Origin of the sequence: Flavobacterium sp. GP15 (assembly GCF_014281985.1) — a bacterium.
GTDB classification, from domain to species: domain Bacteria; phylum Bacteroidota; class Bacteroidia; order Flavobacteriales; family Flavobacteriaceae; genus Flavobacterium; species Flavobacterium pygoscelis.
Genome location: NZ_JACFTC010000001.1, coordinates 24,835 through 40,600, shown reverse-complemented (window position 1 = coordinate 40,600; position 15,766 = coordinate 24,835). Strand labels below are relative to the sequence as shown.

General features: G+C 32.6%; 15 protein-coding genes. 7 read left to right on the top strand and 8 right to left on the bottom strand.

Annotation, left to right across the window (positions count from 1 at the left end; genetic code table 11):
- The first annotated feature begins 12 nt into the window (after window positions 1-12).
- The 5 genes from H2650_RS15970 to H2650_RS00170 all read left to right on the top strand — a co-directional run bounded on the left by H2650_RS15970 (window position 13) and on the right by H2650_RS00170 (window position 4,354).
- Complete coding sequence (locus H2650_RS15970) at window positions 13-618, top strand: MBL fold metallo-hydrolase RNA specificity domain-containing protein (RefSeq protein WP_370566795.1); 606 nt, start codon at window positions 13-15, stop codon at window positions 616-618.
- A gap of 52 nt (window positions 619-670) precedes the next feature.
- Window positions 671-1,072 (top strand): hypothetical protein, encoded by a 402-nt coding sequence (locus H2650_RS00185; RefSeq protein WP_188048747.1) that lies wholly within the window; start codon window positions 671-673, stop codon window positions 1,070-1,072.
- Between the two features lie 77 nt (window positions 1,073-1,149).
- Window positions 1,150-3,159 (top strand): TonB-dependent siderophore receptor, encoded by a 2,010-nt coding sequence (locus H2650_RS00180; protein WP_188048746.1) that lies wholly within the window; start codon window positions 1,150-1,152, stop codon window positions 3,157-3,159.
- A gap of 29 nt (window positions 3,160-3,188) precedes the next feature.
- Entirely contained in the window at window positions 3,189-3,530 is a 342-nt protein-coding gene (locus H2650_RS00175) for a heavy-metal-associated domain-containing protein (protein WP_188048745.1), read from the top strand.
- Between the two features lie 143 nt (window positions 3,531-3,673).
- Window positions 3,674-4,354 carry a DedA family protein gene (locus tag H2650_RS00170; RefSeq protein ID WP_188048744.1) on the top strand — a complete coding sequence of 227 codons (681 nt, stop codon included), beginning with the start codon at window positions 3,674-3,676 and terminating at the stop codon, window positions 4,352-4,354.
- Between the two features lie 149 nt (window positions 4,355-4,503).
- Here the strand turns inward: H2650_RS00170 and groL are convergent, their stop codons facing one another.
- The 8 genes from groL to miaB all read right to left on the bottom strand — a co-directional run bounded on the left by groL (window position 4,504) and on the right by miaB (window position 11,553).
- Window positions 4,504-6,132 carry a chaperonin GroEL gene (gene groL, locus H2650_RS00165; protein WP_188048743.1) on the bottom strand — a complete coding sequence of 543 codons (1,629 nt, stop codon included), beginning with the start codon at window positions 6,130-6,132 and terminating at the stop codon, window positions 4,504-4,506.
- Between the two features lie 70 nt (window positions 6,133-6,202).
- Complete coding sequence (locus H2650_RS00160; RefSeq protein WP_188048742.1) at window positions 6,203-6,406, bottom strand: YodC family protein; 204 nt, start codon at window positions 6,404-6,406, stop codon at window positions 6,203-6,205.
- A 120-nt stretch (window positions 6,407-6,526) separates the two neighbouring features.
- Window positions 6,527-6,802, bottom strand: coding sequence for a co-chaperone GroES (gene groES / locus H2650_RS00155; RefSeq protein ID WP_007137725.1), 276 nt, complete (start codon window positions 6,800-6,802; stop codon window positions 6,527-6,529).
- Between the two features lie 139 nt (window positions 6,803-6,941).
- On the bottom strand, window positions 6,942-7,271 hold the full coding sequence (gene secG, locus H2650_RS00150) for a preprotein translocase subunit SecG (protein ID WP_188048741.1): 330 nt from the start codon (window positions 7,269-7,271) through the stop codon (window positions 6,942-6,944).
- Between the two features lie 3 nt (window positions 7,272-7,274).
- Complete coding sequence (locus tag H2650_RS00145) at window positions 7,275-8,135, bottom strand: tetratricopeptide repeat protein (protein ID WP_188048740.1); 861 nt, start codon at window positions 8,133-8,135, stop codon at window positions 7,275-7,277.
- Between the two features lie 60 nt (window positions 8,136-8,195).
- Window positions 8,196-8,699 (bottom strand): LptE family protein, encoded by a 504-nt coding sequence (locus H2650_RS00140; RefSeq protein WP_188048739.1) that lies wholly within the window; start codon window positions 8,697-8,699, stop codon window positions 8,196-8,198.
- A 61-nt stretch (window positions 8,700-8,760) separates the two neighbouring features.
- Complete coding sequence (locus H2650_RS00135; protein ID WP_188048738.1) at window positions 8,761-10,017, bottom strand: sigma-54-dependent Fis family transcriptional regulator; 1,257 nt, start codon at window positions 10,015-10,017, stop codon at window positions 8,761-8,763.
- 90 nt (window positions 10,018-10,107) lie between these two features.
- Window positions 10,108-11,553 carry a tRNA (N6-isopentenyl adenosine(37)-C2)-methylthiotransferase MiaB gene (miaB, locus tag H2650_RS00130; protein WP_188048737.1) on the bottom strand — a complete coding sequence of 482 codons (1,446 nt, stop codon included), beginning with the start codon at window positions 11,551-11,553 and terminating at the stop codon, window positions 10,108-10,110.
- Between the two features lie 376 nt (window positions 11,554-11,929).
- Here miaB and topA point away from each other — a divergent pair, with 376 nt between their 5' ends.
- Both topA and H2650_RS00120 read left to right on the top strand, forming a co-directional pair.
- Window positions 11,930-14,461 (top strand): type I DNA topoisomerase, encoded by a 2,532-nt coding sequence (topA, locus tag H2650_RS00125; protein WP_188048736.1) that lies wholly within the window; start codon window positions 11,930-11,932, stop codon window positions 14,459-14,461.
- A gap of 73 nt (window positions 14,462-14,534) precedes the next feature.
- On the top strand, window positions 14,535-15,686 hold the full coding sequence (locus tag H2650_RS00120; protein WP_188048735.1) for a formimidoylglutamase: 1,152 nt from the start codon (window positions 14,535-14,537) through the stop codon (window positions 15,684-15,686).
- Window positions 15,687-15,766 lie beyond the last annotated feature (80 nt).

Here is a 15,766-nt window from a genome sequence, read left to right as displayed (position 1 = left end):
GCTCAAACTATTATGTATTTGTTATGGCAATTAAAACAAGAGAAAAGAATTCCTAATGTGCCCTATATTATTGATACACCAATGGGAATTAATGCCTTAAATATATTTCGAGAAAACCCAAAATGGCATAAATTATCGGTTGAGGAATGTGATAAAGTGAGTAAAATGTTTCTATTAGTTTCTGAACACAAGGAAACAAACGAGATAATTTTGGATAGTCGCCCAAAAGTAGTTATTGCTGCTAGCGGAATGATTACTGGAGGTCGAGTTTTGAGTTATTTAGAGCATTATATTGTGCAGCCAGAAACAACTATAATTATGGTTGGTTATCAAGCTGAAGGAACTCGTGGCCGAAAAATGTTAGATGGAGCAAAAGAAATTAAGTTTTTTGGAAAATACTATCCTGTAAATGCAAAAATTGTAGAAATAGGAGGTCTTTCAGCTCATGGTGATCAAAATGATTTAGTGAATTGGTTATCGGATCTACAAAATAAACCTACTAAAGTATTTTTAGTTCACGGAGAAAATCAGCCAGCGGATGAACTACGTATTAAAATTCAAGAAAAATATGGGTTTAATTGTAAAATTCCATTAATTGGTCAGGAATTCGAATTATAAGTTTTAACACTATTTTGATTTTAATGCTGTGTTTATTGTCTAATTTTGCAACATGAATTTAAAAAGATGCACTAGTATAATTTTAGCATTTCTACTATTGGTTTCCAATGTAGGGATGGCTTTTAATGTGCATTACTGTGGAGACGAAATTGCCTCTATTTCGGTAAATAGAATTGCTCCTCAAAAAATTGAAAAAGGGTGTTGCGAAAAAACAGTAACTAAAAAAGACAGTTGTTGTAAAGATAAAGTAGTCAACTTTCAAAAAAAATCAGATAACACAATTCTTAAAGTGTTTTCTTTTTCTGCTCCTTATTATTTTGTTATTAAGCAAGTACAAACCATTTCTTTTTTTTCGATTGAAAATCTTAAAAGTATTGAAGTCACTTCTTATTTTTGCGAGGCAAATGCGCCACCACTCTTTAAATTGTACAGCCAATATATTTTCTACGCTTGATTTTAATGTTTTTTATAAAGTCAGATCACTTCTTTGTGGTTTGAGTCTACTTTTTATAAACATTAAATAAATTTATAATGAATAAAAAAGCAATACTTCTGATTGCTGTTTTTCTTTCGATTCCTATGTTTTCACAAGAGAATTTGAAAGAAGTAAAAATAACAAAAAAGCAAAAAGGAATTCAAAAATCTTATACGGTTACAGGAAACACCACTATAATTACCAGCAAAGAATTACTTAAAGCAGCTTGTTGTAACCTGGCAGAAAGTTTTGAAACAAATCCATCAATTGATGTCAATTTTACAGATGCTTTGACGGGAACAAAACAAATCAAAATGCTTGGACTAACTAGTCCGTATTTAATGATAACCGAAGAAAATGTCCCTTCTGTTCGAGGTGCTTCTCAAGCCTATGGTTTGTCATTTACACCAGGGACTTGGGTAGAGAGTATTCAAATCACTAAAGGAGCAGGAAGCGTAGTGAATGGTTACGAGAGTATTTCGGGCCAAATAAATACGGAGTTAATTAAGCCGATTAATGACATTCCATTTTTCTTAAATGCTTACGGTTCTACCGATTCTCGTTTTGAATTAAATACCCATTTTAACACTAAACTCTCCGATAAATGGAGTAGTAGCTTGTTTTTGCATGGCAATGCAAGAGTTTCTAAAATGGATAAAAATAAAGATGGCTTTTTGGATAATCCGTTGGCAAAACAAATTAATGTTCTCAACAGATATCAGTATTATGATGAAGAAAAAGGTTTAGTGAGTTTTATCAATTTCAGATACATGAATGATAAAAAACAAACAGGACAATTAGATTTTAATACCAATAAAGACAAAGGGACAACTAATTTTTGGGGTTCAGAAATTAATACAGAACGTTTGGATATTTCTACAAAAATAGGTTATGTTTTTAAAGACATGCCTTATCAAAGTATTGGTTTTCAAAATGCATTTAATATTCATGATCAAAATTCTTATTTTGGTTTAAACCAATATAATATTAAACAAAGCAGCTATTATTCGAACTTGATTTTTAACTCGATTATCAGCAATACGATGAATAAATTTGCTACAGGTTTGAATTTTACTTACGACAAATACCAAGAATTTGTAAATATTAATGACTATAGTAGAGCAGATACTTCTATAGGTGCTTTTTTTGAATATACTTATGACAATGCAGATAATTTTAGTTTGATTCTAGGGGGTAGAATTGATAATCATAACCGTCTCGGAACATTCGTAACACCACGATTACACGCTAGGTATAATCCTTGGGATAAGGCAGTTTTGCGATTTTCAGCAGGAAGAGGAAAACGTTCTGCTAATATTTTTGCAGAAAATCAACCTTTATTTGCGAGTTCTAGAACTTTTGATATTTTAGATTCTAATGGAAAAATTTATGGATTAAATCCAGAAATTGCTTGGAATTACGGAGTAAGTTTTGCTCAAAAGTTCTCGCTCTTTGGCAAAAGTGCCGATGTTGGTTTTGATTTTTATAGAACTGATTTTCAAAATCAAGCGGTTGTCGATTTGATGCAAAGTCCACAACAAGTTTTGATTTATAACTTGAAAGGAAAATCCACTGCCAATACAATGCAGTTCGAATTTAATTATGAATTGGCGCAACATTTCAATTTGCGATCTGCTTATAAATTTTATGATGTAAACACAGATTATCTTTCAGGAAAGTACCAAAATCCTTTACAAGCAAAACACAGGTTTTTTGGTAATTTAGAATATGCAACACATATTCTAGAACATGGTAAACAATGGAAATTTGATTACACTTTCAATTGGATTGGTCAGCAACAATTACCTAATACGGTGTCAAATCCAGTAAATGATAGATTGCCGGAATTTTCAAAATCTTATTCTGTGATGAATGCTCAAGTTACTAGAACTTTTTCTTCTACTTTCGAAATGTATGTTGGAGGAGAAAATATTGGAAATTACAAACAAGATAAAGCAATTCTGGGAAGTGAGAATCCTTTTGGTCCCAATTTTGATGCGTCAATTGTTTATGCACCTGTTTTTGGACAAATGTATTATGCAGGATTGCGATTTAAAATAAAATAATTAGTTTAAAATAAAATAAAATAGAAAAAATGAAAAATTTAAGTATAGTTCTTTTACTTTTTTTAGTTGGGTTTGTAACTCAAGCACAAGAAAAAAAGAATAAAAATGCAAAATATGTTACAGAGGTAAATGGGAATTGCGAACAATGTCAAAAGCGCATTCAAAAAGCGGCATATACGGTGCCTGGAGTAAAATCGGCTTCATGGGATGTTGCAACACATCAACTTAATTTGATAATTAACGAAGAAAAAACAACTCCGTTAGCTGTAAAAAAAGCAATTGCAAAAGTAGGACACGATACAGATGAGGTAAAGGCTACAGCCGAAGATTATGAAAGCCTACATCATTGCTGCTTATATGAAAGAAATTAGTTTTAAATTACATGGGAATTAGCATTTGATTTTTCTTTAATTTAATTAAGTTAATTAAACTTTAAAGTGGAGTTTTAAATTGTTGATGATATAAATTATTATTACTTTCACGAACTTATACACGTTAACAAAAAAAGACATTTATGAATAATTTTGACTGGACTCAATTGATCAACCCAGAGTTTTATATTACATTGAGTATTGGTGGAGTTCAAATAGGCTTGTACATTGTTTTATTCATAGTTTTTGCTGAAACAGGACTTTTTGCAGGTTTTTTTCTTCCAGGAGATAGTTTACTTTTTCTAGCTGGAATTTATAGCGGCGAGTTAATGGCCAATGTTATTCATATTCCTAATGATTTTATGAATGTTCTTTTGCTTTCACTTTCAGTCACAGCAATGGGTATTTTAGGAAACATGGTTGGGTATTGGTTTGGTGCTAAAAGTGGCTATTACTTATTTAAGAAAGAAGATACTTTTTGGTTTAAGAAAAAATACCTACTTCAATCAAAGGATTTCTTTGAAAAATATGGTGGAAAAGCTATTATTTTCGCCCGTTTTTTACCAATATTTAGAACGTTTGCTCCTATTATAGCAGGAATTGTATCGATGGATAAAAAGAAGTTTATGTTCTTTAATATATTAAGTTCATTCTTATGGTCTTTTATCTTAATTTTTGCAGGTCATTATCTTTACGGTATTTTCTTAAAGCAAGGCATTGATTTAAAACACCACATCGAATATATTATTATTATCATTGTCTTGATTTCTACTTTTCCAGTATTGATCAAGTTATTAAAGAAAAGGCCAGCTGATAAAGAATAGCCTATATACAAAATTCGAAAATTTAATTTTCGGATTTTTTTTGTCTCTATTAAAAATATAGTTTGTCATTACCATAATTTATAATTGCTATTAAATAAAAAATCCGTTTACTTTAGGTAAACGGATTTTTATTTTGTTTCGGATAGATATTACATCATTCCTGGCATACCACCACCCATTGGGTTTCCGCCACCATTTTCTTCTTTAATGTCGATCAAAGCACATTCAGTAGTCAAGATCATTCCCGCAACTGAAGCTGCATTTTCTAAGGCTACACGAGTTACTTTTTTAGGATCAATAATCCCTGCTTTCAGCATATCAACATATTCGTCTGTTTTGGCATTATATCCAAAGTCTCCAGTTCCTTCAGCTACTTTTGCAACCACAACAGAACCTTCAAGACCTGCATTTTCAACGATAGTTCTCAAAGGAGATTCTACGGCACGAGATACGATTTGGATTCCTGTAGCTTCGTCAGCATTATCAGCCTTCAAAGTACTTAATACATTTTTAGCTCTCAAAAGTGCTACACCACCACCAGCAACGATTCCTTCTTCAACTGCAGCACGAGTTGCGTGAAGTGCATCATCAACTCTATCTTTTTTCTCTTTCATTTCTACTTCAGAAGCAGCACCAACATAAAGAACAGCAACTCCACCAGCTAATTTAGCCAAACGTTCTTGCAATTTTTCTTTGTCATAATCAGAAGTTGTAGCTTCCATTTGACCTTTAATTTGGTTCACACGATTTTTGATCATGTCAGCTTCACCAGCACCACTTACAATTGTAGTATTGTCTTTATCGATAGTTACTTTCTTAGCAGTTCCTAGCATCTCTAAAGTTGTATTTTCTAACGTATATCCTCTTTCTTCAGAGATAACAGTTCCACCAGTTAAGATAGCGATATCTTCTAACATTGCTTTTCTTCTGTCTCCAAAACCAGGTGCTTTTACAGCAGCGATTTTCAAGGCTCCACGTAATTTATTTACAACTAATGTAGATAATGCTTCACCATCAACATCTTCAGCAATAATTAATAGTGGTTTTCCAGATTGAGCAACTGGCTCCAAAACTGGTAACAATTCTTTTAAAGAAGAAACTTTCTTATCGTATAAAAGGATGTAAGGACTTTCTAGTTCTACTTCCATTTTTTCTGAATTAGTAACAAAGTACGGAGATAAATATCCTCTGTCAAATTGCATTCCTTCAACAACATCAACGTAAGTATCAGTTCCTTTAGCTTCTTCAACAGTGATCACACCTTCTTTTCCTACTTTTGCGAAAGCAGTAGCGATTAATTCACCAATTACTTCGTCATTATTAGCAGAAATAGAAGCAATTTGTTTAATCTTTTCAGAATCACTTCCTACCACTTTAGCTTGTTTTGCTAAGTCAGCAACAATAGCTTCAACAGCTTTGTCGATACCGCGTTTCAAGTCCATAGGATTTGCTCCAGCTGCAACGTTTTTCAAACCTTCTTTTACGATTGCTTGCGCCAAAACGGTAGCAGTTGTAGTTCCGTCTCCAGCTAAATCATTGGTTTTAGACGCCACTTCTTTAACCATTTGAGCACCCATATTTTCCAATGGATCTTTCAATTCAATTTCTTTTGCAACAGTAACACCATCTTTCGTGACATTTGGTCCACCAAAAGATTTTCCAATAATTACATTACGACCTTTTGGTCCAAGAGTTACTTTAACTGCATTTGCTAATGCGTCAACACCACGTTTTAATCCGTCACGTGCTTCAATATCAAATTTTATATCTTTTGCCATTTTAAATTGCTTTAGGCAGTAGGCTTTGGGCTATGCGCTTCCATACTATTGCCAATTGTTTTAATAGTTTTTAATCTTCTGATTCTTCTAATGCATCTTGTTTGAAGATTTCTTTACAAATAGTATTTTTGTTATCAAACCATTTGCATTCTACTTCTCCATAGAATATAGCTGGGCCTTCGTATTGAATTTCGTCAATGTTGTTATTGATAGTCATTAGTGGGCCTCCACTCTTTAGACGAACTGTATCCCCAATCTTAAATATTTTTTCCATTTTTATTATTCTTTATTTATTCAAACTTTTCCTAAAGGGAAGAAATCCGAGTTAGATATATTTTTGTAAATATTTTATTGATTCCAATCTCCTCCCCTTTGGGGAGGTCGGGAGGGGATTTTAGATAATCGCAAGGATATCATCCTCACGCATAATCAAATAATCTTTTCCTTCTAATTTTAATTCAGTTCCAGCGTATTTTCCGTAAAGTACAGAATCTCCGATTTTCACAGTCATTGTATGTTCTTTTGTACCATTTCCAACGGCAACAACAGTTCCTTTTTGTGGTTTTTCTTTGGCTGTATCTGGAATAAAAATCCCTGACGCAGTTTTTGTTTCAGCCGCAACTGGTTCGATAAGAACTCTGTCTGAAAGTGGTTTGATGTTTAAAGCCATGATTTTATATTTTATTTTATTGTTTTTATGAATGCTTATAGGATTTCAGAAATTATGCCATCCTATATAAACTGACACATTTTCTTATAAAAAATGCCAGCTTTGACAAGCTGGCATTTTAAAAATAGGGAAAGTATTTTTATTTTGCTGGATTAGGTACAGCAGGTGTATTTTGAACAGGAGCTACAGGAGCTGTACTTGTTTTAGTATCAATGATTTTAGAATCGTTATCGCTCAATGATCCAGTAAAACTTAAGGTAGAAAGAAGTATAAGCGCAATTAAAATTGTTGCTAATGTCCAAGTACTTTTATCTAAAAAGTCAGTTGTTTTTTGTACTCCTCCCATCATTTGAGAACCGCCTAAAGTAGAAGATAATCCACCACCTTTAGGGTTTTGAACCATTATAACTACGATTAATAGAAAACAAACTATAGTTATTAAAACTAAAAAAATTGAAAATGTGCTCATTGTTTAATTATTGTTATGTTGTAAAATCTTAATATCCGATATGCGGTCTGCAAAGAAACTACTTTTTTCTGGATATTTCAAAATTAATATTTCATATGCTTGAATCGCTTTTTGATATTTTTTTTGTTCTAAGTAAACTCTAGCTAAAGTCTCTGTCATCAAAAAAGAATTGTCCTGAGAATTTACATTGAGATTGATAGAAGAAGGCACTCCGTGTTTTACAGGTGAGATTTTAGGACTGGTTTCTATAAATTTATCAATCAGTTCTGTTTTTTTTCTTTTATCTGCATCTTCTAAAATTATAGGTTCCGCTATAGTCTCTTCAGATTCCCTTTTTATAGGTTGCGAGCGAGAAAGTTGTAACCATTCTTGGAAAGAATGTTGTTCTTTTTTGGAGAAATCTAGTGGCTGACCAATAGCTAATTTTTCTTCAATTGTTTCTGTAGGTTCAATAGTAGCAACAGATAGGACATCTTGTGTAGTAGTTAAAATCGATTCTTGTATTGTATTAGATTTTAAATCTACTTCTTCTTGTTTTTGTTCTACTTTTAAAAATTCTATATCTTGATTCGGAACATCAAAGGTTTCTATTACTTTTATCACATTTGATGTTTTATCAATCGAACTAAAAGTATCGGATGTGATAAAATCAAATAAGACAGCTCTGTCTGTTGAATGTGACGCTGTTCTTTTTAAAGCAGCATTATATTTAAAACTATTTTGACTGTATAAACCTTTCAGATAAACCGCTCTAGCACTTTGGAAATAAGGAAACTCATCTATTACCTTTTCTAAAGCCTCTGTCTGCTTTTCATTGATTGCATCAGTTTTGTTAATCAAATAAATAAATTCAGTTACATTCATGCAAGATAATAATTTGAGTGTTGTTTTTTTTTTTAATTGAAATCTAAAACCAATGATTTACTACCATTTGGCTAAGGATTCATTAAAAATATCCTGTGTAATTCTTTCAAAAATATCTTTTAAAGCGGAGTTTAACGTTGATCCTGCTAATTGTTGTTCTGCAGGATAATCATAGAAAAAAGTAAACTGTTTTTCAAAATCATCAGTTTCTTTCTTCTTGTTAGTAAAACGAACATTTACTCTAATAGTCAAACGGTTTTGCGCTGCTCTTTGATCAGCTGTTGCAGTCATTGGACTAATTCTATAATCTGTTATTTCTCCTTCATAGGATAAATCAGCGCCGTTTTTAACTAAGTTTAGGTTAGTCTGGTTCTGGATTAAATCTTGAAGTTCTAATGTAAATCTTCTGTCAATTCCAGGTTCTATAAGTTCCGCATTGTTTTGAAAAAAGCCTACTTGAAATGTTTTTGCATCAATTTTCCCTGTTCCTGTAAAGTTATATACTGAACAACTGTTGGTAGCGAAAAGAATAATTAGTGCCGCTAATAAATATATTTTTTTCATATTAGTTTAATAAAAGTAAGTGATTTAATTTACTTCTTAATAGTGTTTTTTTTAGTTTTAACTACAAGTCGAATTGCTTTATTTTTCGATATAAAGTTCTTTCGGAAATCCCCAATTCATCTGCTGCCGCTTTTCTCTTTCCTTTGTTTTTTTCAAGAGATTTTTTAATCATTTCAATTTCCTTTTGCTCCAATCGTAAGGTTTCTTCTTCCTCTATGGTTTCAGCAAAAAGATAATTGTCATCGTTTTCTTGATACAAATCATCATTGTTTTGCGATGTGATTAATGCAGATCTTGGTTCTTCTTCAAAATCAATCTCACTATCATTATCTTTTGAGCCGTATATTTTTTTAATCAAATGTTGATTAGTTTCTTGCACTTTAGAACTTCCGTTTTGAATGAGTTCCAATGTTAATTTTTTCAAATCATTCAAATCACTTTTCATGTCAAAAAGGACTTTATATAAAATCTCTCTTTCTGTACTAAAATCGTTTTCGCTCTTTTTGTCCTTAATTACAGACGGCAAATTGCTTCCTTGTTCTGGTAAATAAGATTGCAATGTAGTTACAGATATATCTCTGTTGGTTTCTAAAACGGAGATTTGTTCCGCAACATTTCGCAATTGTCTAATATTACCACTCCAGCGGAATTTTTGTAATACTGGTATTGCGTTTTCATCCAATTTTAAAGGTGGCATTTTATATTTATGTGCAAAATCGGCAACAAATTTTCTAAACAATAGATGAATGTCGTCTTTTCGCTCCCTTAATGGTGGTAAAACAATATCTACGGTACTTAATCGATAATATAAATCCTCCCGAAACTTCCCTTTTTCTATAGCGTCGAATAAGTTGACATTCGTAGCTGCTACAATACGGACATTTGTTTTTTGAACTTGAGAAGATCCTACTTTGATGAATTCTCCGTTTTCTAGAACACGTAATAGTCTTACTTGAGTTGTAAGTGGCAATTCACCTACTTCATCTAAGAAAATAGTTCCTCCATCAGCTACTTCAAAATAACCTTCACGGGTATTTGTAGCGCCAGTAAAAGCACCTTTTTCATGTCCAAAAAGTTCACTGTCAATAGTTCCTTCCGGAATCGCACCACAGTTTACAGCGATATATTTTCCGTGTTTTCTGTGTGAAAGAGAATGTATTATTCTTGGAATGTTTTCTTTACCTACACCACTTTCTCCTGCAACTAATACCGTAATATCTGTTGGAGCAACCTGAATGGCTTTTTCTATCGCACGATTAAGCTTTGGGTCATTCCCAATAATCTCAAATCTTTGTTTTATGTTTTGAACTGTTTCCATATGTCATTGCGAGGAGTTACTAGGCATAATGCAAAGCAATCTCATTATTATTTCTTAACCATAAATTAGATAAATTCATAATTTATTTTTTTAATTCATCTCAGAATATCCAATCGCTTCACCTTTTAAAGTGCCACTTGTGCAACTTGTAATTTTTACATGTACAAAATCTCCTATTTTATAATTCTCTTTTGGGAAAACCACGGTAATACTTTGTGAATTTCTTCCAGAAAACTCCTCAGTAGATTTTTTTGAAACTTTCTCTACCAAAACTTCCACCGTATTTCCAATAAATTCTTCAGAACGAAACCAAGCATGTTTTTGTTGCATGTCAACAATTTCTTGTAATCTTCTTGCTTTTGTTAGTTCGGGTACATCATCTTCTAGTTTTCTTTCTGCTAAGGTTCCGGGACGTTCCGAATAGCTGTACATATAGCCAAAGTTATACTTTACATATTCCATTAAACTTAATGTGTCTTGATGGTCTTCCTCTGTCTCCGTTGGAAATCCTGAAATCATATCTTGCGAAATGGCACAATCCGGAATAATAGAACGGATTTTGTCAATTAAATTCATGTATTCTTCTCTGCTGTGCAAACGATTCATTTCCTTTAATATTCGATTGCTGCCTGATTGTACTGGTAAATGAATGTGTTTACAAATATTTGAATGTTTAGCAATAACATGCAAAATGCTTTCATGCATATCCTGTGGATTTGAAGTCGAAAAACGAAGGCGCATTTTTGGAAAACCAACCGCTACCATTTCTAATAATTGATCAAAATCTACCGCAGTTGCTTTTTGCATTTCGGAAGCATTAGAAAAATCTTTTTTCAGACCACCGCCATACCATAAATAACTATCTACGTTTTGACCTAAAAGCGTTATTTCCTTAAAACCTTTATTCCACAAGTCCTGAATTTCATTCATAATACTTTGTGGCTCTCGGCTGCGTTCTCTTCCACGAGTAAACGGTACTACACAAAAAGTACACATATTGTCACAACCTCTGGTTATCGAAACTAAAGCAGTAATTCCGTTGCTCATCAATCGAACAGGTGAAATATCACCGTAGGTTTCGTCCTTTGAAAGAATTACATTAATAGCATCTCTTCCGTTTTCAACCTCATTAAGTAAATTGGGTAAATCCTTGTAAGCGTCTGGCCCTACAACAAGATCAACGATTTTTTCCTCCTCCAGGAACTTACTTTTCAAACGCTCCGCCATACAGCCCAAAACTCCAACCTTCATTTTTGGATTGATGCGTTTTACCGCATTGTATTTCTCCAGACGTTTTCTAATTGTTTGCTCAGCTTTATCCCGAATAGAACAAGTATTTACTAATACTAAATCGGCCTCTTCCAGAGTTTGAGTAGTGTTATATCCATTGCTAGATAATATAGATGCTACAATTTCACTATCCGAAAAATTCATTGCGCATCCGTAACTTTCTATAAAAAGTTTCTTTGTATTCTCGGGTTTATGTTCTAGAACAAGACTTTCGCCTTGTTTGCTTTCTTCAATAATCTTTTCCATCAGCTAATTTAAAGTGCAAAGATAAGTGAATTCAAATAAATATGACAAGATGTCAGACTAAGAATTAACAATGTTTTAGTTTTTTATGTTTTGTATAAGGTTTTTGTTCAGAATGAATAATAATTTTTAACTGTAATAATAAGTTATGATTTTTAAGTCATTCACTATTATTTTTTTGAATTTTAAAAAGAGTACAAAAGATACAATCTTTTTTCAGAATCTTATTTTGTAAATAATAACTTGCTTTATTTTTTTAAATATTATTATTGAACTTTGTTCTTTGTAGTGTCTTACAAAGGGAATTTTGACTTTTAAATTTTAAAAAACTTTAAATTTAAAAAAAACTTCTACTTTTGCCGACACAAACAATCGGGATATGGCAAAGAATTTAGTAATAGTAGAGTCACCAGCAAAAGCAAAAACAATCGAGAAATTTTTAGGAAGTGATTTTCAAGTAGAGTCTAGTTATGGACATATAGCAGACTTACCTTCTAAGGAAATTGGAGTGGATGTAGAAAATGGTTTTAAACCTAAATATGAAGTTTCTGCTGATAAAAAGGCTTTGGTTACTAAATTGAAAGGATTAGCTAAAAAAGCCGATATGGTTTGGTTAGCAAGTGATGAGGATCGCGAGGGTGAGGCTATTTCTTGGCATTTAGCCGAAGAATTAAAATTAGACAAATCAAAAACAAAACGAATTGTATTTCACGAAATTACAAAAAATGCTATTTTAAAAGCAATTGATAATCCACGTGAAATAGATTATAATTTAGTAAACGCACAACAAGCAAGACGTGTACTTGACCGATTGGTGGGTTACGAATTGTCTCCAGTTTTATGGAGAAAAATTAAAGGCGGACTTTCTGCCGGACGTGTACAATCTGTTTCTGTTCGCTTGATTGTGGAACGCGAAAGAGAAATTCAGAATTTTAATGCAGTAGCAACTTATTCTGTTGTGGCTGAATTTACTAACGAAAGTGGTAAGTCATTTAAAGCAAAACTGCCTAAAAATTTTAATACTAAAAAAGAAGCGGAAGATTTTTTAAGTAAAAATATTGGCTCTACATATAAGGTATCGGATTTAGAAACGAAACCAACCAAAAAATCTCCAACAGGACCTTTTACCACTTCTACTTTACAACAAGAAGCAGCGCGTAAATTGTATCTTCCAGTTGGAATCACCATGCAATTAGCGCAACGTTTGTACGAAGCGGGACTTATTACTTATATGAGAACGGATAGTGTAAACCTTTCTAAAGATGCCATGGAGGCGGCTCAAGCTGAGATTATTAAATCGTATGGTAAGGAATTTTCTAAGCCAAGAACTTTTGTTAATAAAAGTAAAGGAGCTCAAGAGGCGCACGAGGCCATTCGTCCTACTGATATGTCACGTCATACTGTAAACATCGATCGCGATCAAGCCCGTTTATACGATTTGATTTGGAAAAGAACTTTAGCTTCGCAAATGAGTGATGCGCAACTAGAGCGCACCAATGTAAAAATTGAAGCTAATAATCACGGTGAAGTTTTTACAGCTTCTGGTGAAGTATTACTTTTTGAAGGTTTCTTAAAAGTTTACTTAGAAGGAAATGATGATGATGATGAAGAGCAAGAAGGTATGTTACCTGCTATGAAAGTCAACGAAAAATTACAAAATAACTATATTACAGCGACGGAACGTTATTCTCGTGCTGCTGCAAGATATACTGAGGCTTCTTTGGTTAAGAAGTTAGAGGAATTAGGCATTGGTCGACCTTCTACTTATGCGCCAACAATTTCTACAATTATCAACAGAAATTATGTTGAAAAAGGAAATCTTGATGGTCAAGAACGTAATTATACCCAACTGACTCTACAATCTGGAAAAGTAGGAGAGAAGTTGCTGAAAGAGAATACAGGTTCGGATAAAGGAAAATTAGTTCCTACAGATATTGGAACAATTGTTACTGATTTCTTAGTAAAGAATTTTGGTAATATATTAGATTATAATTTCACTGCAAAAGTGGAACAAGATTTTGATGAAATTGCCGAAGGAAATATTGAATGGGCAAAAATGATGCAGGAATTCTACGATCAATTTCACCCTAATGTGAAAGATGTTGAGGCCAATGCTGAAAGAGAAAGTGGTGAGAGAATTCTGGGAACAGATCCAAAAACAGGAAAACCAGTTTCGGTACGTTTAGGAAAATTTGGACCAATGGCTCAAATTGGAGCTGCGGATGATGAAGAGAAAAAGTTTGCTAGTTTGATGAATGATCAAAACATTGGTAATATAACTTTAGAAGAAACCTTAAATTTATTTTTGCTGCCTAAAAATCTAGGGAATTATAAAGACGAAGAAGTTGAGGTGAGTAATGGTCGTTTTGGACCTTATATTCGTCACGGAGCCGCTTTCGTTTCTTTGCCGAAAGGTGAAAATCCTTTAGATGTAGATTTTGAAAGAGCTAAAGAATTAATTGACGAAAAAGCACTTGCAGATGCGCCAATAGCTGTTTATAAAGGGCTAGGTGTTCAAAAAGGAGTGGGGCGTTTTGGAGCTTTTATTAAGTGGGACGGTTTATTTATTAATGTAAGTAAAAAATATGACTTTGATAATTTATCACAATCTGATATCGAAGCCTTAATTGAAGATAAGTTACAAAAAAATATTGACAAGGTTTTGCACAATTGGGAAGACGAAGGTATTTTAGTAGAAAAAGCGCGTTGGGGTCGTTCGGTTATTACTAAAGGCAAAATCAAAATTGAATTGAGTAAGGATGTTGATGCTACAAAATTGACACTTGAGGAAGTTCAAGAAATGATTGCCAAGAAAACTCCCGCTAAGAAGGTAGCTGCAAAAAAAGCTCCAGTAAAGAAAGCCGTTGCAAAAAAACCAGCAGTAAAAAAGGCAGTTTCAAAAAAGAAATAGTAAAATCAAACAACATAATATCTCGTCTCCCTCTCCTTTAGAGAGGCTGGTTAGAGGATAAAAAAAGAATAGAATGGAATTTGATTTTTTAAAACCTATAGACAGTGAAGTTTTAGATCATATTGGTACATTGACTTCGCAGCAATTAGGGAGTAAAATTGTACTTCATACGGAAGAGCAATTCCCTGATCTGGATCAAATTAAAATTGCTATAATTGGCGTTTTTGACAATAGAGGTGATGCAAAGGCAATTTCTGATATTGATTTAATTCCAGTGAGAATGGAATTGTATAGTCTGTTTCCTGGGAATTGGAATACTTCGATTGCTGATTTAGGAGATATTCTGCCTGGAAATTCTATTGACGATACCTACTTTGCAGTAAAAAAAGTAGTAGCAAGTTTAATTAAGAAAAAAATAATTCCAATTGTAATTGGGGGTTCTCAAGATTTAACTTACGCTCTTTATAGGGCTTATGATGATTTAGAGCAAATGGTTAACTTAGTTGCTATTGATAGTAAGTTTGATTTTGGAAAAGAAGAGGAAGAAATGTCGGCATCTTCTTATCTAACAAAAATAATTATTGATGAACCTAATAATTTATTTAATTATTGTAATTTAGGATTTCAAACTTATTTTAATTCACAAGAAGAAATAGATTTAATAGAGAAATTATATTTCGATGCCTATAGATTAGGAGAGGTTTGTAATAATATTGTGATTTCGGAGCCTGTTTTTAGAGATGCGGACTTGGTGAGTATTGATTTAAATTCAATTAAGTCTTCTGATTCAGGTAATTTTGTTTCATTTCAGCCTAACGGATTTAATGGTAAAGAAATTTGTTCGCTTTCTAGGTATGCAGGGATAAGTGATAAAGTATCTTCTTTTGGGATATTTAATCATAATAATTCAGCACAAGAAGCTGTAATTATTGCTCAAATAGTTTGGTATTTTATAGAAGGATTTCACTATCGTTCAAATGAATACCCTTTTGGAAGTAAAAATAATTACTTAAAATATATTGTTCCTTTAGAAGAAGAAGAGTTGATTTTTTACAAAAGTGACAAAACAGATCGATGGTGGATAGAAATTCCATTTGTATCAAATGTTAATAATAAATTAAAAAGAAATACGTTGTTACCCTGCTCTTTTGACGAATATTTACTGGCTTGCAACCAAGAGCTACCCGAAAGATGGTGGAAAGCACAACGTAAAAACATACTGTAACCCCCTTTTTTACTGGATATTTAGCTTTAAAAAAAAAAAAATTGTTTAGTGCTAAAAAAATTGTTTTTGTTAAAAAAAAT